Origin of the sequence: Spiribacter halobius (assembly GCF_020883455.1) — a bacterium.
Taxonomy (GTDB): Bacteria; Pseudomonadota; Gammaproteobacteria; order Nitrococcales; family Nitrococcaceae; genus Sediminicurvatus; species Sediminicurvatus halobius.
On sequence record NZ_CP086615.1, the window covers coordinates 3,894,797 to 3,913,838 of the forward strand.

The window sequence follows — 19,042 nt, forward strand, 5'->3', positions numbered from 1 at the left end:
CTGCTGTCGGTGAGGTTGGGTCGCCCGCGACACCCGGCGGGTGCGCACCGGAGGCGCCGGGCGATGCGCTACGCCGCCCCGGAGAGGAACTGCTGCAGGCCCTGCTCGTCGGAGAGGTCGCCGTACAGCGACCGCGTCGCCCCGTCGGCCCGCAGGACGAGGGCAGGCGTCGCGAACACCCCGTGCTCCAGCGTGCGCTCCGGCTCCGCCAGCACGTCCACCAGCTCCAGCGCGCCGGGGTCGAGGCCGCGCTCGGCCAGCGCCCGGCGCAGTACCTCCCGGGCGTGACGGGAGCGCGGCGAGTCGCCGGCAACGAACAGCGTCAGCTGAGCGTCCCCCACACCGCTCATCGGTTCGCCTCCGCATCGTCCGACGGCGGGGTCCGGTCCGCCCCCTCGCGGCTGCGCAGGATGCGCTCGCGGTGGCGAGCGCCCGCCTCCTGATCGCTCCGGCGGGCGTCTTCGGTATCCTGCAGCTCCTCCTCCAGGCGCTTCGCCTCGCGCTCCAGCTCGGCAACGCGCAGGCGCGTCTGCTCGAGCTGGCGGCTGACGTCGCGCACCCGTGCATCCCGGGCCCGGCGCTCACTTTCGTCGGCCGCCGCCGCCTCCGCCTCGCGCTGCAGCCGCATGGTGCCCATGAGCACCTCGCTGCCCAACGTGTAGACGTCCTCCAGATCGGGCCCGCTGTCCGCCAGCACCAGCTCGCGGACCTGGTTCGAATGCCGCGTGCCGCGCGACTTCACGATGGACAGGGAACGATTGCGCTCGCCGGCGCTCACCTGGTAGCCGAGCACGAGCCAGGTATCGGCGATGGTGGACACCCGAGCCACTGTGCCCTCGACACCGGTCTCGTCGTTCGCGAGCGAGGTCAGCACCGTGGTGATGCCCCGCGCCTTGACCTCGTCGATCAGGTGCTCGATGGACAAGGACGCCTGATCGCTGCCGCCGGCCTTGAACAGCGCGGAGACCGGGTCGATCACCACGCACGCCGGCGCCTCCTGCTCGATCAGGTCGAGCAGGTCCATGAAATGCGCCTCCACCAGCGCGTTCCAGGTGCGGCGGGACTCGATCAGCAGCCGCCCGGCGCGCCGCGGCGTCTCCAGGTCGATGCCGACGGCGCTGACGTTGCGGACTATCTGGTCCGCGGCCTCGTCGAAGCTCACCATCAGGGCCTTCTCGCCGCGCGCGGCCGCCGCAGCGACGAAGGCGCTCGCCAGGGTGGTCTTGGACGTGCCCGGAGCCCCGGAGATCAGCGTGCTGCTGCCGCGGTGGACGCCGCCCCCGAGCAGACCGTCCAGGCGCTGGACGCCGGTGCTGACGCGCTCGGTGAACACCTGCCAGGCGGGCGCCGCCGGTCGCGCCATCGGCATGCGAACGCCTTCCGCCGACATCACCATCGGCACTTCGTCGGCCACGTGCTCGCTGCCACGGTACTTGGCGATGCGCAGCTTGCGCATCAGGCGATGGTCCACCACCTCGGTGTTGAGCCGGATCAGCGTCGGCACGAGGTATTCCACGCTCTCCATGTAGCCCGGGTAGGCGGAACGCTCCCGGGCGTCGCGCTTGGCGGTCACCAGCGCCGTCACTCCGAGCTCGGTGAGCCGCAGGAGCAGGCGGCGCATCTCGGTGACCGCCGCGGCCCGCTCCCCCAGCAGATCGAGCAGCTGGTCGATCCCGTCCACCACCACCCAGGCGGCGCCGGTGCGCGTGACGGCGGCGCCGAGCCCTGCCAGCAGGCCATCAAGATCGAAGCGGCCGCTGGTCTGCGCGTCCGCCGGGGGACGGGCGTCGATCAGCGCCAGCGCGCCCTCGGCATGGCGCTCCAGCTCCCAGGGGAACGATGCCGTGTTCGCGAGCACCTCCGCCACCGGCTCCTCGAAGCTGACGAACACCGCACCGTCGCCGCCGGCCAGGGCGTTGGCGAGAATGTTCAGCCCGAGCAGGGTCTTGCCGCTGCCGGGCTCGCCCACCACCAGGCAGGGCCGCCCCGCTGGCAGCCCGCCGCGGGTCATGTCATCCAGACCGGCGATGCCCGTGGCCCGCTTGGCCAGACTGCTCATGCGCCTCTCCCCCGAGTGCCGGCGATCAGTGGCCCCCACGCGCTGCCTCCCGTCTGCGCGGCAGCGTAGGAAAGTCGTCGACTGCGTCAACCCGCCGTCCAGGCAGGTTCTCTATGCTTGCTGCCTGGAGTCCATCCATAATTGGCGCCGGCCCGGTGCCACAGCCTCCAGCGCGATGCGAGAGCCGCCTTGAGTCATTCATGCCCCGATCCAGCGGATGCCAACGCCGAGCTGCGCGCGCTTGTCGAGCAGCTGCACGCGACCCATGAGCGCATTCTCGCGCTCACCGGCGGCGGCATCGATGCCGTCCATCATAGCTCCGGCGCCACCTATATGCTGCGCGAGGCGCAGCGGGATCTGCAGGACGAGCGCGCGCATCAGGCGGCCAATGCCCGGGAGCGCGGCGCCATCCTGGACGCCCTGCCGGCCGCCATCGCCCTGCTCGACCACGCCGGCCGCGTGCACTCGACCAACCAGGGCTGGCGCAGGCATGGCCGGCCCTTCGCCGGTTGCAACGCGCGCCCCGGGGACGACTACCTGGCGGCCTGCCGGGCCTCCCCCGACCTGCCGGACACCGTGGCCGGCGGGCTCGGCCAGCGCATCCACGCCCTGCTCAACGGCGACGGTGAGTCCGCGTCGCTGGAGTACGCCGTGGGCGAGAAGGAGAGCGCCTATCATTTCCGCGCCACCCTGGCGCCGGTGCTCATCGACGGAGAGGGCGGTGTTGTCCTGATGCATGCCGACATCACCGAGCAGCGCCAGCTGGAGCGCGAGCGCCAGCGGGGTCAGCGCCTGGAGGCCCTGGGTCAGCTCACCGGTGGCGTCGCCCATGACTTCAACAACCTGCTCACCGTCATCTGCGGCAACGCCGAGATCCTCCAGCGTGGCGACATCCCAAGCGACGAGACGTCCCGGCTGTTGGCCAACCTGCGCACTGCCGGCGAGCGGGCCACGCGGCTGACCCGTCATCTCCTCGCCTTCGCCCGCCAGCAGCCGCTCGCCCCGGAGCGCCTGGACCTCTGCCGGCACCTGGAGGGGCAGCGGGAGCTGCTGCAGCAGAGCGTTACCGAGGCAGTCACCCTTGAGCTGTGCCTCGCCGACACGCCATGCATCACGCGCGTGGACCCCGGGCAGCTCGACGCCGCCATCCTCAATCTTGCCGTCAATGCCCGCGACGCCATGCCCGGCGGCGGCCATCTGCGGATCGCGGTGGACCATGCAGCCCCGCGCGATCCGGAGATTCCGCCGGGCAGTGGCCCCTATGTGCGCCTGCGCGTGGTCGACACCGGCGCGGGGATGCCGCCCGAGGTCCGTGACCGCATCTTCGATCCGTTCTTCACCACCAAGCCCCGGGCCCACGGCACCGGGCTCGGCCTCAGCATGGTGCATGGCTTCGTGCGCCAGTCCGGGGGTGACCTCAGCGTCCGCTCGGAGCCCGGTGCGGGGACCGCCATCACCCTGTTGCTGCCGCGCATCCCGGGGGTCGAGGCGAAGGCCGTGGCGCCTGTCCCGGGCGGGGAGGACGCCTGCTCCGGCGCCCATGTGCTGGTGGTGGAGGATGATCCCCTGGTGCGCGATTACGTCGTCACCCTCCTGGGTGGCCTGGGCTATTCGGTCAGCGCTGCGGGCGATGCGGCCGAGGCGCTGGCCACCCTCGAGGCATCGACGCCACTGCCGGACCTGATGTTCTCGGACGTGGTGATGCCCGGCGGCCAGGATGGCCATCAGCTGGCAGCCGAAGTGGCCCGGCGCTGGCCCGCCGTGCGGGTACTGCTCGCCTCGGGCTATCTCGAGCGGGACGCTGGCGAGCCCCCCCCGGGGCAGACGCCGCATTTCATTCCCAAGCCGTACCGCCGCGCGACGCTGGCGGCGAAGCTGGCCGAGATCCTCGGGACGCAATGAGGGCTCAGGGCCCGGCCGCCCGGGGTCGGTACTGGCGATACCAGTCGGCCACGGCGTCGCCGGGCATCGGGCGGCCGATGTAGAAGCCCTGGGCCAGGTCGCAGCCGGCGGTGGCGAGCAGCTCCAGGGTTGCCCGGTTCTCCACGCCTTCCGCCACCGCCTGCAGACCGAGGGCGTGGCCGAGTTCCACAATGCTGCGCACGATGGTCCGGGACTCCTGGGAGTCCAGCGCGGTCATCACGAAGGACTTGTCCAGCTTGATCTCGGAGAACGGCAGGCGCGCCAGCTGTATCATGGAGGAATAGCCGGTGCCGAAGTCATCCAGAGCGAGCCGAAAACCCTTGACACGCAGGCGCGTCATCAGCTCAAGGGCGGTGGAGGGGTCGTCCATGGCGGCGGTCTCGGTCATCTCCAGGGTGATTCTCCCCGGATCCACCTGCGCCGCCTCGCAGAGACTCGCAAGCCCATCGGCCATGTCCAGGCGGTCGAGATTGCGCGCCGAGAGGTTCATGGACAGGCCGCAGTCGGCGGTGGGGGCATCCCGCCGCAGCCAGTTCACGCCGAGCTCGAACACCTGCCAGCTGATGGCCCCCATCAGCCCTTCCCGCTCGGCTAGCGGGACGAAGCGGCCCGGCGGTTCCAGATGGCCGTCCGCACGCCGCCAGCGCAACAGCGCCTCGACCCCCCGTAGGGAGCCATCACGACAGGCCACCAACGGCTGGTAGTGCAGCTCGAAGGCGCGCTCGGCCACCGCCAGCGAAATCTCGCCGGCCGTGGGCAGCGCCAGCACCGGCGCGGCCTCGCCGGCCTGCGCACCGGCCGGCGGATCCGACGCGCGCAGCAACAGCTCGCGCAGGCTCCCGAGCCGGAACGGCTTGGGCAGGCGGCCGGCCACCTTGAGCCTGTGCTCGGCGGCGGCGCGCCCGGCCGCGTCGATCACCCGCTCGTTGAGGCCGCTGGAGATGATGATCCGCGCCTGACAGTTCTGCTCGCCCAGTCGCCGCAGCACCTCGACGCCATCCATGTCCGGCATCATCAGGTCGAGCAGGATATGGCTCGGCCGCCACTCCGCAAGCAGGCGGAAGAAGGTCTCGGCATCGCCCGCCGCGCGCGGCTCCAGACCGCAGGCCGCCACCATGGCACTTACGGTGTCTGCCACGTGGGCATCGTCGTCCAGGATCAGAACCCGCCCGGCCTCGGCCATCCGGTCACTCCACGCCCCGCCTTCCGACCCGCTCTCCGCAGGAATTTCCCGGGTAGACTAGACTTTCCGCTGAACCGTGACTATGCATCGATCGGCATAGTGTCACGGCGCCGCAACACGGACCATCGCGGCTACCCGGCCGCGCCGAAAACGCCCCAGGGGTCCTTCTTGCGCTGGCCGTTGCAGAGGCAGCTTGCCGGGGTGCTGCTGATCCTGATGCTGGCGCTGTCGGCGCGGGCGGGCTACGGCTATCTGTTCATTCGCGACTACCGCAGGAGCGGGGTGGCCGACAGGGGTACGCCGCTTCAGGCGCAGACGCGGTTTCGGCCCGCCGCCTTGGCGCGGTAGAGCGCCTGGTCGGCCCGGTTCAGAACGGCTTCGTGGCTCGCGTCGGCGCGCTTCAGGGCGGCCACCCCCAGACTCGCCGTGCAGACGATCTGCCGAGCCGCGACGCGGGCGGGCGTCGCGGCCAGCGCCCGGCACAGACGCTCGCCAATGACCATGGCCGCCTCGGCGTCGCCGTCGGCCAGGAGCACGGCGAACTCCTCGCCGCCGATACGTGCCGGCAGATCCACCGGCCGCAGCGTCTCCTCGAGCACCGCCGCGATGTGCTGGAGCACTGCGTCCCCCGCTGCGTGCCCGTACATGTCATTGATGTCCTTGAAGTAATCGAGATCGATCATGAGCACCGCCGCACCCGGCCCCGTGGGCTCGGTGCGCCGCCGCCAGGCGTCTTCCAGCGCCTCGAGGAAGCGGCGGCGGTTGGCGAGCCCGGTCAGGGCGTCAGTGTTGGCGAGACACTGCAGGTGCCGCTCCATCTCGCGGCGCACGGCCAGCTCGGCGTCCGCGGTCTGAGTGCGGAGCTCGGCTTCGCGCCGCGCCTCGCCCTCGGCGGCGAGCTCGTTGATGAGCTCGATGTTGCGCACGGAAATGGCGGCCTGGGCGGCGAGGAACTCCACCAGGGGCGCCTGGCCCTCGTCGAAGGCGTCGGTGGTCAGGCTGTGTTCGAGATAGAGCACGCCGATCAGGTTGCCGAGATAGCTCAGCGGTACGCACCAGGCCGTACCGCGGAAGCCTGCGCCGTCCCCGCCTCCCAGGTACGGGTCACCAGCGAGCAGCTGGGTTCGGCTCACGTCGCCAGCGGTGAACCGCAGCGTACGCTGGCTGCGCGCCACGTAACGGATGACCGCCTGCGGCAGGCTAGCCACGGTTTCGAGATCGGGCGGCCGCTGGTAGTAGCGAGCGCCCTGCAGGCCGCTGTCCATGCTCACCTGCAACCCGTCGCCACGCGCAAGCAGGAGCACGACCCGCTGAGCACCCGTCTGCAGGGCCACGTGGCGAATAATCTCGGGCACCAGCCGCGACAGCTCGGTATGCAGGGACAGGGCCTGGGCGATGCGGATCACCGTGTCGATGCGCTCGCCACCGCGGCCCGCAACGGGCACATCGCCACGCGCATCCTCGGCGAGCAGGGCGTACGCCGCACCCTGGCGCAGGGCAAGCCGGCGGGGCTCCAGGTAGACCTCCGCGAATGCGGGGCAGTCACGCTGCAGCCAGTAGCTGGCGGCGCGTGCCGCAATCAGTGCCACCGCGGGCCAGCAGGACTGGTGCCGCGCAGCCTGGAGGGCGGCGTCGTAGGCGTCGATCAGCAGGCTGACGTCGCCCCGCCGCCGCGCCAGCTCCGCCACCAGCAGCTGGTGCCAGTGGCGGAAGTTCTCCGGCGCATGCCGCTGCCAGGCGGCGTAGCGCGCGACCGCGCTTTCGAGCTCGGCCTCGACGGTATCGGCCTCGACACCCAGCGCCTCCGGTGCCTGGACCACGGCCAGCGCCCGCAAGGCCGGAAACAGGGCGGCGGGGAGCAGCCCCTGCACGGAGATGCTCGGCAGCCGTGCTTCCGCCTCGGCGATGCTCGCCGCCGCCATCGCCGGGTCATCGCGGATCAGGCAGGCGGCCGCGCGCAGGACATGGTAGATGCAGAGCACCTGCAGGTTGCCGTTGGCCTCGCAGCGGGCCAGATAGTCGGCCTCGGCGTCGTCGCGGTCCGGCCAGTCGTCGTGCTGCCAGGTGCCATGCAGACTCTCGAACACCCGCAGCGCGCCCGTGATCAGGTCCACGCCCCAGCGGTTGCGGCGCTGACGGCTATAGGCGAGGTACCCGAGCACCGCCGGGATAAGCTCATCCAGCGGCTCGCCGGCAAAGAACCGGCAGTAGGTGTCATGGCCGAAGCCATAGACGGCGTACTGCAGATTCCCCGAGGCCTGACCGATTCGGTAGGCCTCCCGGTAGTCCCGGCTCGCCTCGGCCAGCGGCGCGAACCAGTGGCGCAGCGAGCTGCCTGTCATGAGATGCGCGACGCTGCGCTCCGCCGGTGTAGCCAGCCGCTCCATGGCCCGCCGGGTGGCGGACGCCAGCGCCCGCGCGCCGGCACCGTCGCCCTGGCCTACGTGCATGAGAAGGCCACCGTAGGCGGGGTAGGCATAGCCTGCCGCGGCCACGCAACCATGCTCCACGCTCAGGCGCACGGAGCGGGCCACCAGCACCGACCAGAGACGCGGATGGGCCCGGTAGCAGGCCGGGCCTAGGGTCGTGAGCAGTTTCATGACCGCCTGCCGGCGCGGTTCGGTCATGGCCGGCAGCTCGCCGAGTACGCTCAGCGACCGGCCGCCGAGTCGCTCGCTGACGGCGGCAAGCTCCGCATCCCGCGCCGCCTCGAAGTCGGCCCTCGGCAGGTGCTCGCCAAGGGGGGCGAGCCCTTCGGCGGCGGCCGCGACGGCATCGCCGTAGCGGGCACGCAGGGTGCACTGAACCACCCGCAGGTGGTGCAGATCCGCCGCCCGTACCGGATCCGGCTCCCGCGCAATGGCCTCGGCGAGGAAGCGCTCGGCGGTCTCGAACTCGCTGTTCAGGTATTCGAGCTCGCTGCGCTCGCGCCACAGATCGGCGGCCAGTGCCGGCTCCCGCTCCCAGATGTCCGCCGGCAGCGCTTCCATTCCCTGGCGCAGGTAATCCACCGCCGACGGGAAGGCGGCGGCACTCGCCGCGCGCCTGGCCGCCTGCAGATCCAGCCGCGCAAGCTCGAGGCGCTCCGCCACCGAGCTCAGGCGCCCACGCGCAAGGTTCAGATGCGCGGCAATCTCCAGCAGCCGCGCCTGGCGCTCCGCCGGTGCCAGTCGCTCGAGCAGAAGGCGGCCGATCCGCTCATGCAGCGCCGCCGCCTCGGCAGCGGAGAGGGCAGCATAGGCCGCCTCCTGCATGCGATCGTGAACGAACCGCAGCCGCGCGGGGTGCGGACCGGTCCCGGCGACCTCGAGCGGGAGGATGAAGGCATCCCGCAGCGCCGGCTCGAGGCGGCGGTGGAGGGTTTCGGCATCCTCGCCCGCGAGTCCGGCGAGCAGGTCGAACTCGAAGACGGTGCCCATGCCTGCGGCAGCGGACAGCAGCGCCCGCGTCTGCTCCGGCAGACCCTCGAAACGCTGGGCCATTAGCGCTAGCACGTGGTCGGCGAAGCCGGCGTCGCGCAGACCCTCCAGGTCCCAGCGCCAGCCGCCGGCGCCGTCGCTGCCGAGCCAGCCATGCTCATGCATCGTGCGCAGCAGCTGCCACAGGAAGAACGGGTTGCCGCCCGTGCGCCGCTGAACCTCGGCGGTGAAGTCGGCCAGTTCCGCCGCGGGCCGCCCGAAGGCCTCGCTCAGGATGCCACCGACTGCCTGCTCGTCGAGTGCGCCGACGTCGATTTCCGTGACCGCGAGCCGCCGCTGCTGGCGCAGCGGTACCAGCGTCTGCATCAGCGGATGCGCCGCATCCACGGCCTGGTCGCGGTAGGCACCGATGATCAGCACGGGCGCGGGATCCAGCTTGCCGACCAGGGTTTCGAGCAGCTCCAGGGAGGCGGGGTCGATCCACTGCAGATCGTCCAGGAACAGCACCAGCGGTCGATCCTGGGCACCGAAGACCGCCAGCAGGCGAAGCAACGCGTCGTGGAGCTGGGCGCGCGTCTCGGTGGCGGGCGCCGGCCGCGGCGGCGCGAGCTCGCCCATGAGCGCCTGCAGGCTGGGGATCAGGCCGGCGAGTCGACCCGCCTCGGAACCGAGTGCCTCGGTCAGGCGCTGCCGCCAAACCGCCAGCGCAGGCGCGGGCTCCGCAAGGAGCAGCACCATCAGCTCCTCCAGGGCCGCGGTCCAGGCACTGTACGGCTCGCCGCGCTGGAGCTGGTCGAACTTGCCGCTGACGAACAGGCGCCGCGCGTCGCCTTCCCGCTGGCAGACCTCACGGATGAGTGCGGTCTTGCCGATGCCCGAGGCGCCCGCCACCAGCAGCAGTTCCGGGCGATGGTCGCGGGTGCGCTCCAGGGCGGCGGTGATGACCGCCCGCTCGCAGTCACGCCCGTGCAGCCGTTGCGGCGAGGCGGGCGGGCGCTGTTGCGACGCGCCGTGCAAGGTGCCATGCCCGGCGCCGCGACGCACCGCCGAGAGCGCCTCGAGCAGGGACGCCGCATCCGGCAGACGCGCGTCCGGCGCCTTTTCCAGCAGGCGGAGCACGAGCTCAGCCACCGGCGCCGGCAGGTCCGGGACGAGACTGCGCGGGTCCGCTGCGCCAACGGCGAGATGCTGGTAGAGAAGTTCGTCCGGCGGCTCCGCGGTAAACGGGGCCTGGCCGGTCAGAAGCTCGTAGAACAGCGCACCGAGGCTGTACAGGTCGGCGCGCGCATCCGCGGGCTGGGCGAGGCGGCCACTCAGCTCCGGGGCCCGATAGCGCAGCCGCACGGCGGCAGGCAGGGGCGGCGCGCTGGCGACACGATCCAGGCGTACGGCTTGGCTGAGGTCGGTGAGGTAGAGGCCGCTTTCGGCGCGCAGGAAGGCGTCCGGCCCGAGGTCGCCATGCAGCAGCCCGGCGTCATGCAGCTTGGCCACCACCGCGGTAATCTCCAGGGCGAGCTCGAGCACGCCTGCCACCGGCTGCGGGCCGCAGCCGGTGAGGGTCGCGCCCCCGGGGTCACGAAAGTGCAGCTCGGCATCCTGACCGGAGCCGGCCAGGCCCTCCAGCGGCAGCATGCAGTCGAGATTGTGCCGGCTGAGCAGGTCGTGCTCGTGGAGCAGCCGTTCGGCCTTCTCGGGCGCCGGCGCTCCCGCCCGCCGCTTGACCAGCCGCCTCGTCACTGGATCGGCACGCCGGGCGACTCGCAGCAGCTGCGTCGCGCCATCGTCCCGCAGGACACTCAGGGTGTACCAGTCCGCGCTCAAGGTGCCCGCCCCATTCCGGATCGAACCGGGATCCATTGCTGTTCGCCGTCGGGGCCGCCCTCCCCGGTGGCTCTCCAGTTAACCAGAAGGTAATGCGGTCTGCAGGGTGCTTGTGCCCCACTGGTCGCGACACCTGCCCGGGTCTCCGATGAACGTGCGCCTCAGCGGCGGAACACACCGGCAGCGGTCCTTGTCTGCAGCGACACGTCCTTTGCTAGCTCCTAAACCGATTAACCCGGAGGATGTTCATGCCCGAGACGCATCACCCGGTACGACGCCGGCTGATTACCCTGCTGGCCGTGCTTCTGCTCCTGCCAGGTCTCGCCAGCGCCCAGTCCGCGGCTGCGCCCATGCCGAGCCTCGCGCCGCTGGTGGAGGAAGTCTCGCCGTCGGTGGTGAACATCGCCACCCGCGGCACCGTGGAGGCCGAGCGCAACCCGCTGATGGAACACCCGTTCTTCCGGCGCTTCTTTGACGAGATGCCGCAGCCGCGGGAGCGCCAGGTGCAGTCCCTCGGCTCCGGCGTCATCGTCGATGCCGACGAGGGCTACGTGCTCACCAACCACCATGTCATCGCCAACGCCGACGAGATCACCGTCTCGCTGCAGGACGAGCGCACGTTCGAGGCGGAGGTGATCGGCTCCGACCCGGAGACGGACATCGCCGTGATCCGCATCGATGCCGACAACCTCGAGGCGGTGACGCTCGGGGACTCCAGCGAGCTGCGCACGGGTGACTACGTGATGGCGCTGGGCAACCCCTTCGGCCTCGATCACACCGTGACCAGCGGTATCGTCAGCGGCCTCGGCCGCAGCCTGGGACCGCGGGCCAGCGGCGCCCGCATTCAGGACTTCATCCAGACCGACGCCTCCATCAACCCGGGCAACTCCGGCGGCGCACTGGTGAACCTGGAAGGCGAGCTGGTGGGCATCAACACCGCCATCCTCTCCCGCAGCGGCGGCAACATCGGCATCGGCTTCGCCGTGCCGGTGAACATGGCCGAAACCGTGATGCAGCAGATCATCGAGTACGGCGAGGTCCGCCGTGGGCAGCTCGGTGTGCGCGTACAGGATGTTACCCCGGCCCTGGCGGAGGCCATGGGTCTCGAGACCGGGCGCGGCGCCCTGGTCGCGCAGGTGAGCAAGGGCTCGCCGGCGGACGAGGCCGGGCTGCAGGCGGGCGACGTGATCACCGCGGTCGACGACGAATCGGTGGACGATGCCAGCGACCTCGGCCGCGCCATCGGCCTGAAGTCGGCGGGCAGCGAGGTCACGCTGAGCCTCATGCGCGACGGCGAGAGCCGCGAGATCACCGCCACCCTCGGCGAGCGCACGGTGGAGACGGACGACCGGCGGGGCGGCGGCGATGCCGCCGCACTCGGTCTGCGCATTGTGCCGCTGGATGACCGCCATCCCCTCGCCGGCGAGCTCGACCGCGGCGTCGTGGTCGCGGCGGTGTCGGCCGAGTCCCCCGCCGCCGGCCAGCTGCGGCAGGGCGATGTGATCACCTCGGTGAACCGGCAACCGGTAGCCTCGCCGGCGGACTTCCGGCGCGCGGTGGAGGGTGAATCCCGTCTCCTGCTCCGGGTCCACCGTGGCGAGGCGGCGCGCTTCATCGTCATCGAGCGCTGACGGCGCGTCCCGGCAGCCCTGATACCGCCAGTAGCCCGCCCGGGGGCGCCCTGTGCCCCGGGCGGGCTCATTGGTGCGGCAGACTGAACTGGAACGCCATCATTGCCGCGAAGGCAAGCACTACCACGGTACCGATGCGGGCCGGCGTCAGGTGCTCGCCGGCGTCCGGCAGCAGCTCCGCGAACACCATCCAGATCATGGCCCCCGCGGCGAGTCCGAGCCCTACGGGCAGGAACGGCTGGAAGGTCGTGACCAGCAGATACGCAGGCACCGCCATCAGCGGCTGCGGGAGACTGGAGAAAATGGCCCATCCGCTCGCCTTCCAGACCGGCGCGCCCCGGGGCACCATCACCAGCGCGATGGCCAGTCCCTCCGGAATGTTATGCACGGCGATAGCGGCGGTGATGTAGATGCCAAGCGCCTCGCCGCCACCGTAGGCGACACCGACACCGACCCCCTCGGCAAACGAATGCGCCGTCATCACGCCGATGATCAGCAGGGCCTTGCGCGCGTCCGCCCCGTGCAGCTCCCCGACATCCAGAGCACCACGACGCTCGATCCAGGCGTTGGCGAGCAGGATCAGCACCAGCCCCGTGACCAGCCCGCCGAGGCCGCGCCAGGGAGCGATGGCGTTCGCCTCCTCGAGCAGGCTGTGACTCGCCGCCAGCATGAGGCCGGAGGCCACGGCCGCGCCGATACCGAGCCAGTGCACCGGCACCCGTCGCGCAAAGGCTAGCGGGACGGCGCCAAGCCCGGTGGTGACGGCGGTGATGAGCGCGGCGACGAATACGGCAGGCAGGCTGGTTTCCAGTGCCATGGACTCCCCCGGTTCGCGTGACGCCGGCCCGCCGGCGATGGCCGGGCATGGAGTCTGGCGCACGCCGCGTGGCAGCGTCAGTGACTGAGTCACCGCGCCGGTTCAGGAGCGATCGCCTCCGCCAGTACGGAATCTCTTCGGAAGTTGCTGCCAGGCCCCGCACCCGATGTCCTGACTGTACAGGGTAATCCCCGGCGCTTATGCTCCCGGCCTTCGTGCCCCCGGGCGTGACGCGGGGCAGATTGCTTTCCGACTGCCTGCTCGTCGTGCCATGACCTTACTCGCCAACCTCACCGTGGTCACCGTTGGTGTGCTCTGGGGCCTGTACTGGCTGCCGTTGCGCGCGCTGGACGACGTTGCCACCGCCGGGCCCTGGGCCACACTGGCAACCACCGTAACCGGGCTGCTGGTGCTCGCGCCCGCCGCCTGGCGCGGGCGGGGCGAGTTGCAGCGGGCAGGCTGGCCCGCGCTCGCGAGCCTGCTGCTCGGGGGCGCCTCGTTCGTGCTCTACTCCAACGGTCTGCTCTACGGCCACGTGGCCGTGGTGATCCTGCTGTTCTACCTCACCCCGGTATGGAGCACACTCATCGGCCGCATATGGCTCGGCCAGCCCATGACCTGGTGGCGCTATGCCGCCGTGGGGGTGGGACTGGTGGGCGTCGCCCTGGTGCTTCGGGGCAGCCATGGCGGGCTGCCACTGCCCCACAGCGCAGGCGACTGGCTCGGCCTCGCATCCGGCATCGGCTGGGCGATTGCCTCGGTCGGGATCAACCGGTACTCCCGCACGCCACCGGCGACGACCAATTTCGTCTTCTGCGGCGGCGCGGCCCTGGCGGCGGGCCTATTCGTTCTCGCTGCCGGCAGCCCGCCGCCGCTGCTCGCGGCCTCGGCGCTGGCGCCGGCCATCGCCTGGACGCTGGTGATCGGCGGCCTGTGGTGGGCGGCGTCGCTGACGCTCTTCCTGCACGCGGCACAACGCCTCGAACCGGCCCGGGTCGGCATACTGCTGATGAGCGAGGTGATCGCCGGCGCCGCGTCCGCGGCACTGCTCACCGACGAACCCTTCGGCATGCTGATGGGAATCGGTGCCATGGTCGTGGTGGTCGCAGCGCTGCTGGAGACCTTGCCGGCGCCGGCGTATGCATCCGCCTCCGAATACCGGACCTGACGCAATACCTCAGCAGCTTCGCAGAAAGGACTCGACCGCTGCCGCACTGCGTAGCAGCTGAACGTCGTCGCCTGACCGGCCCAGCAGCGTCATGCCGACAGGCATGGCCCCGGCCTGGACGGGCACCGGCAGCGTGATGGCCGGCCAGCCGAGCAGGTTCGCCGTCAGGTTGGAGAAGGTCATGGCGTCCTGTGTGGTGACCGTGCCACTGGGCAACTCCACGGTCTGCTGCCCGATTCGCGGTGCGACGGTCGGCAGGGTAGGCATGCAGATGACGTCGTATCCCGCCGCGAGCTCCCGGATACGGCGGGCGTAGAAGGCCCGGAAACGCTGTGCCCGCAGGTAGCTGGTCGCGTCGATGTGGCAACCGGCCTCGAGTTGGGTGCGCACGGCAGGGTCGAAGTCCTGATAACGCGACGCCAGGGCCTCGCGGTAACGGGCGGACGCTTCGGGGTACATGATCGCCAGCCAGCTGACGTGCGCCTCGCGGGTATGCTCCAGCTCGAAGCGCGCGATGTCGCAGCCGGCCTGCTGGAGGCCAGCCAAGGCGGCCTCGAAGGCCGCCTCCACCGCCGGTTCGAGAGCCAGCCCGGGAAACCGCGCCACACCGACCCGCGCCGGAAGCACTGCGGTGTCGGCGGCGAGCCCGCTCACTGCCGCCAGCGACGTCCCCGGTTCGGCGAGGGCGCCTGCCAGGCATGCGGCATCACGCACCGTGCGCGCCAGTGGGCCGACGTGGTCCAGGGTCCAGGAAAGCGGCATCACGCCACGCGTGCTGATCGCACCGAGCGTGGGCTTGAAGCCTACGACGCCGCAGGCGGCGGCCGGAATCCGCACCGAACCGCCGGTGTCGGAGCCAAGCGCTGCCGGTACCATGCCGGCCGCCACCGCCACGGCCGAGCCGCTGCTCGAGCCACCCGCCAGGCGATCCGGGTCCAGCGGGTTGCGGGCGGGCCCTGCACTGGAGACCTCGCCGGTACCGCCGTAGGCAAGCTCGTGCATGTTGGTCTTGCCGATGATGATGGCCCCGGCCGCGCGCAGGCGGGCAACGCTCTCGGCGTCGCGCTCGGCGATATTGTCCCGGAATGCGCGGCTGCAGGCCGTCGTGGGCTCGCCGGCGCAGTCGAAGTTGTCCTTCAGAGCCACCGGGATACCGTGCAGGGGCCCACGGTCGATACCCGCCGCCCGCTCGCGGTCACAGCGGTCCGCGGTTTCCAGTGCAGCCTCCGCATGCACCGCGACGAAGGCGTTGAGCTCCCGGTGACGCGCCTCGATGCGCCGCAGGCAGGCCTGAACCACCGCCTGCGAGGTGGTGCGCCCCTCGCGGAGTGCCTCCCGGGTTGCCCGGATGGTGCCGCCGTTCGGGTCGCTCATGATGGCTCACCTCCGAAGCCGTCCGTTTCCTCCTGGTACACCAGCGGCAACCCGGCGCCGAGACGGCTCTCGGGAATCTCATCGACGCTGGCGATGTAGCGGACCAGGCCGCACACGGTTTCGACTTCATCGGACGCGAGCCCGCGACCATTCAGCGCCTGGCGGAGGCGTTCAATCTTCTCGTCCATTGGACTGTCCCTCCTAAACCCCGAGCATCTCCTGCACGAGGGCAGGGTCCTGTCGGATCTCACCCATGCTCAGATGGCGCTCTATCCGACCGCGGTTCATCACGTAGCACTCGCTGGCCAGCCCCGTGACGAAATCGAGATTCTGCTCAGCCACCAGGATCGCGACGCCGTCGCTGCGATTGAGGTCACCGAGAAGGGCCTGGATAGCCATGATGATGGAGGGCTGAATGCCCTCCGTGGGCTCATCGAGCAGCATCACCGCCGGGCGCAGGGCCAGCGCACGCGCCAGGGCGAGCATCTGCTGCTGGCCGCCACTGAGATTGCCCCCCATGACGTGGGCGCGCTCCTGCAGCGCCGGGAAGCGCTCGAATGCCTGGGCCACGGCCGCCTTCGCATCGTGCCCGCAGGCATGGGCGGCCACCTCGATGTTTTCGGTGGTGGTCAGCCGCGGGAAGATATCCCGTCCCTGCGGGACGTAGGCGATGCCGCGCCTGGCCCGCTTCGCGGCCGAAGCCGGGAGCACGGTATCCTCCAGCAGGACGCTGCCCTCGCGCACCGGGAGGACGCCGGCGATGCTCTTCATCAGGGTGCTCTTGCCCACCCCATTGCGCCCCAGCACCGCCTTGATTTCGCCGGGCCCGAGCCGGAGGCTGACGTCCTCGATCACTGTTGCCGATGTGTAGGCCGCGGTGACGTTGCGCACCTCAAGCATCCGACTGTCTCCCGAGGTAGATATCGAGCACGCGCTCGTCCTGGCGCAACTCGTCGATGGTGCCGCTGGCAAACACGGCGCCTTGGTGCAGCACGGTGACCGGCGCATCGAGGTCACGGATGAAGTCCATGTCGTGCTCCACCACCACCACGCCCGCGAATCGCGAGATCCGCTTGAGCAGGGCGACGGTGTGCTGGCGCTCCTGGCCGGTCATGCCCGCCGCCGGCTCATCGAGGAAGATCAGCTTTGGCTCGAGGCAGAGCACCATGCCCAGGTCGAGCCACTGCTGCTCGCCATGGGAGAGGGCCCCGCCGGGCTCGTGGGCACGATGGGTCAGGCCGATGACGGAAAGAGTGCGCCGTACCCGCTCGCTGGCCGTGTCGGGATCCTCGTGGCGGCTGTATGCGGCGAGCCAGAGGTTCTCGCGCACGCTCAGCTCCTCGAGGATCCTGGCCACCTGCAACTTGATCCCGAGCCCGGCCTGCACCCGGCGATACGGCGCCCAGCCGGTGATCTCCGCGCCCTCGAACAGCACCTGGCCGCCGTCCGGCTTCAGTAGCCCCAGACAGGTGCCGAGGAAGGTGCTCTTGCCCGCACCGTTGGGCCCGATCAGGCAGTGGATGCCACGGTCATGGAACTGCATCGACACGTGGTCGGTGGCCGTGACACCGCCGAAACGCTTCTGCAGGTCCTGCGTCTCCAGCACCACGGCTCCCGTGGACTGACGGTCGAACAGGGCGTCAACGCCGCCGAGCTCGGCCCGGTCGGCAGGCACGCTGCCGGCCTGTGCGGATCGCTGGCGGCGGCGGCGAAGCATGCCGAGCAGGCCTCGCGGGGCCAGCAGTACGAGAGCGATCAGCCCGCCCCCCAGCACCAGGGCCGTCTGCCCGCCGACCACGCCTCCGCCAAGCCAGAAGGACAGCCCGCCGACGAACACCGCACCGACGAACGCCCCCCAGAGGGTGCCGCGGCCACCGACCAGGACGTAGATGGGGATGAGCAGTGCCTGGGCCACGCTGAACACGTTCGGACTGACATACAGGGCCCAGGCCCCGTACAGGGCACCGCCGATGCCGGCGATGGCCCCGGAGATCGTGAACAGCACCAGTCGGTAGCGGCGCACGTCGTAGCCGAGCAGCTCGGTCTTGAGCAGATTCTGCCGCACGCCGCTGATCACCAGGCCGAATGGCCGGCGCAGCAGCGCCTTGACGCCCAGGAAGATCAGCAGCGCCACGGCGAGCGCGAAGTAGAACGCCCCCGCGGTGCTGGCCGGCGCCGCATCGGGCCCGAAGCCGAGGGTCAGCATGGGCACTGTGGTCATGCCGTTTGCGCCGCCCACCCGGGCCTCGCCGAGCTCGAAGGTCCAGCCCACGGCCACCGTGTACATGATCAGCACCAGGGTGTAGGTGATGATCGTGGTCTGCAGGGCCCCGAGCCGCCCGTAGAACAGGAAGTAGGCGACGCCGGCCGCCGCCAGCGCGCCGATGGCGGCGCCGGACAGCAGCCCGATCAGCGCCGTGCTGCCCAGTAGCGGCCCGAGGTTGCTGCCGGCAATGCCGTAGACATAGGCGCCGAGACCGAAGAACACGGTGTGCCCCAGGCTGAGGTCGCCGCCCTTGCCCCAGACCAGGTCGAGACCGAGGGCCACGAGCCCAAAGGCAAGCCAGGACGTGGCGATGTAGATCGCGTACTCGTCCGCGTTCATCGCCAGCAGTGCAACCACGCCCGCCACGGCCGTCGGCAGCGCCCACCAGGCCGAGCGGCCGGCCAGGGCCAGCGGGCTCGGCGTGGTGATCGATTCAGAGTTTTCCACGCCACCCCCTGGAGATTCCGCCCGGGAAGAACCGGAGAATGATGATGGTGACCACGAAGAAGGCGACGTCCCCGGCCACGGAGGTGAGGATGCTGCTGGTCAGACTGGAAAGCCCGCCGAGGCCGGTCATCGAGGCGACCGTGCCGGTCAGCGTGAGCGGGCCGGCGACGACCACGGCGAGGAAGGCCTTGGAGACGAAGGCGAGCCCCATGTCCGGGGTGGCGGGGAAGGCCGGCACCAGCAATCCGCCGGCGAGGCCGGCGAGCGCCGCGCCGAAGGCGAAGGTCACGGTATTGATGCGCCGGGTCTCGATGCCCACGGAGCCCGCCATGGCCGGGTTCTGGATCGCCGCCCGCGCCATGATCCCGTAGCGCGTCCGCACGAAGACCAGGTAGACGGCAACCGCCATCAGCGCCGCCATGGCGATCAGGAACAGGTAGTACACGGGCATCGAGTAGCGCCCGATGGAGAACGACCCCATGGGCAGACCGATGCCGGTCGTGGAGGCGCCGAAGGTCAGGATGGCGCCCTGGTAGAGCACCATGCCGAGCCCCCAGGTCGCGAGCAGGGTGTCGAACAGCCGCCCGTAGAGAAACTGGATGATGGCGCGTTCGATGAGCGCCCCGAACAGGCCCAGAGCGAGCGCCGCCAGCACCACGGCAAGTGCGAATGGCACCCCGGCCTTGGTGGCGAACAGCGTGGCGTAGGCACCGAGCATCAGGAACTCGCCGTGGGCGAGGTTGATCACGCCCATCATGCCGAAGATGACGGCAAGCCCCATGGTCGCGATCAGCAGAACGCTGATGCTGAACAGCGCGGTGATACCGGTCGAGGCCAGCTGATCCATGCCCGGAACCTCCTGCGGTGGTGGTGTCTAGGCCCCGGCAACAGCTGCCCTGATCGGGCGGCCGTCGCCGGGGGAAGGGGCCGCTCT

At 70.7% G+C, this 19,042-nt stretch carries 13 protein-coding genes; 3 read left to right on the forward strand and 10 right to left on the reverse strand.

The window, feature by feature from the left end; translation table 11 throughout:
- Positions 1–68 precede the first annotated feature (68 nt).
- Together LMH63_RS18130 and kaiC are read right to left on the reverse strand one after the other, a co-directional pair.
- Positions 69–350, reverse strand: coding sequence for a circadian clock KaiB family protein (locus LMH63_RS18130; protein WP_109675132.1), 282 nt, complete (start codon positions 348–350; stop codon positions 69–71).
- Positions 347–2,059 (reverse strand): circadian clock protein KaiC, encoded by a 1,713-nt coding sequence (kaiC, locus tag LMH63_RS18135; RefSeq protein WP_109675134.1) that lies wholly within the window; start codon positions 2,057–2,059, stop codon positions 347–349. Before kaiC ends, LMH63_RS18130 begins: the two co-directional genes overlap by 4 nt.
- A 189-nt stretch (positions 2,060–2,248) precedes the next feature.
- On the opposite strand from kaiC, the gene LMH63_RS18140 reads away from it, so the two are divergent.
- A complete protein-coding gene (locus LMH63_RS18140) occupies positions 2,249–3,961 on the forward strand; it encodes an ATP-binding protein (protein WP_146205149.1) in 1,713 nt (570 codons plus the stop codon).
- A 4-nt stretch (positions 3,962–3,965) separates the two neighbouring features.
- Here LMH63_RS18140 and LMH63_RS18145 read toward each other — a convergent pair whose 3' ends face one another.
- Both LMH63_RS18145 and LMH63_RS18150 read right to left on the reverse strand, forming a co-directional pair.
- Positions 3,966–5,165, reverse strand: a complete 1,200-nt coding sequence (locus LMH63_RS18145; RefSeq protein ID WP_109675138.1) for an EAL domain-containing response regulator — start codon at positions 5,163–5,165, stop codon at positions 3,966–3,968.
- Between the two features lie 305 nt (positions 5,166–5,470).
- Positions 5,471–10,405: a diguanylate cyclase gene (locus LMH63_RS18150; protein ID WP_158280254.1), complete on the reverse strand. Its 4,935-nt coding sequence runs from the start codon at positions 10,403–10,405 to the stop codon at positions 5,471–5,473.
- A 248-nt stretch (positions 10,406–10,653) separates the two neighbouring features.
- Between LMH63_RS18150 and LMH63_RS18155 the strand changes: the two genes are divergently transcribed.
- Positions 10,654–12,036, forward strand: a complete 1,383-nt coding sequence (locus tag LMH63_RS18155) for a DegQ family serine endoprotease (RefSeq protein ID WP_109675142.1) — start codon at positions 10,654–10,656, stop codon at positions 12,034–12,036.
- Positions 12,037–12,103: 67 nt separating this feature from the next.
- On the opposite strand, the gene LMH63_RS18160 is transcribed toward LMH63_RS18155, so the two are convergent.
- Positions 12,104–12,853 (reverse strand): ZIP family metal transporter, encoded by a 750-nt coding sequence (locus tag LMH63_RS18160; protein ID WP_109675144.1) that lies wholly within the window; start codon positions 12,851–12,853, stop codon positions 12,104–12,106.
- Positions 12,854–13,124: 271 nt separating this feature from the next.
- Here LMH63_RS18160 and LMH63_RS18165 point away from each other — a divergent pair, with 271 nt between their 5' ends.
- Positions 13,125–14,021 carry a DMT family transporter gene (locus tag LMH63_RS18165; RefSeq protein WP_109675146.1) on the forward strand — a complete coding sequence of 299 codons (897 nt, stop codon included), beginning with the start codon at positions 13,125–13,127 and terminating at the stop codon, positions 14,019–14,021.
- Between the two features lie 9 nt (positions 14,022–14,030).
- Here LMH63_RS18165 and LMH63_RS18170 read toward each other — a convergent pair whose 3' ends face one another.
- From LMH63_RS18170 to LMH63_RS18190, 5 genes are read right to left on the reverse strand one after another with little or no spacing between them, the layout of a single operon-like run.
- Entirely contained in the window at positions 14,031–15,395 is a 1,365-nt protein-coding gene (locus LMH63_RS18170) for an amidase (RefSeq protein WP_109675148.1), read from the reverse strand.
- Positions 15,392–15,583: a hypothetical protein gene (locus tag LMH63_RS18175; RefSeq protein ID WP_109675150.1), complete on the reverse strand. Its 192-nt coding sequence runs from the start codon at positions 15,581–15,583 to the stop codon at positions 15,392–15,394. Before LMH63_RS18175 ends, LMH63_RS18170 begins: the two co-directional genes overlap by 4 nt.
- A 13-nt stretch (positions 15,584–15,596) precedes the next feature.
- On the reverse strand, positions 15,597–16,295 hold the full coding sequence (locus LMH63_RS18180) for an ABC transporter ATP-binding protein (RefSeq protein ID WP_109675152.1): 699 nt from the start codon (positions 16,293–16,295) through the stop codon (positions 15,597–15,599).
- On the reverse strand, positions 16,288–18,108 hold the full coding sequence (locus LMH63_RS18185; RefSeq protein ID WP_109675154.1) for an ABC transporter permease subunit: 1,821 nt from the start codon (positions 18,106–18,108) through the stop codon (positions 16,288–16,290). The genes LMH63_RS18180 and LMH63_RS18185 overlap by 8 nt, the downstream gene beginning before the upstream one ends.
- Positions 18,095–18,955, reverse strand: coding sequence for an ABC transporter permease subunit (locus LMH63_RS18190; RefSeq protein ID WP_109675156.1), 861 nt, complete (start codon positions 18,953–18,955; stop codon positions 18,095–18,097). The genes LMH63_RS18185 and LMH63_RS18190 overlap by 14 nt, the downstream gene beginning before the upstream one ends.
- Positions 18,956–19,042 lie beyond the last annotated feature (87 nt).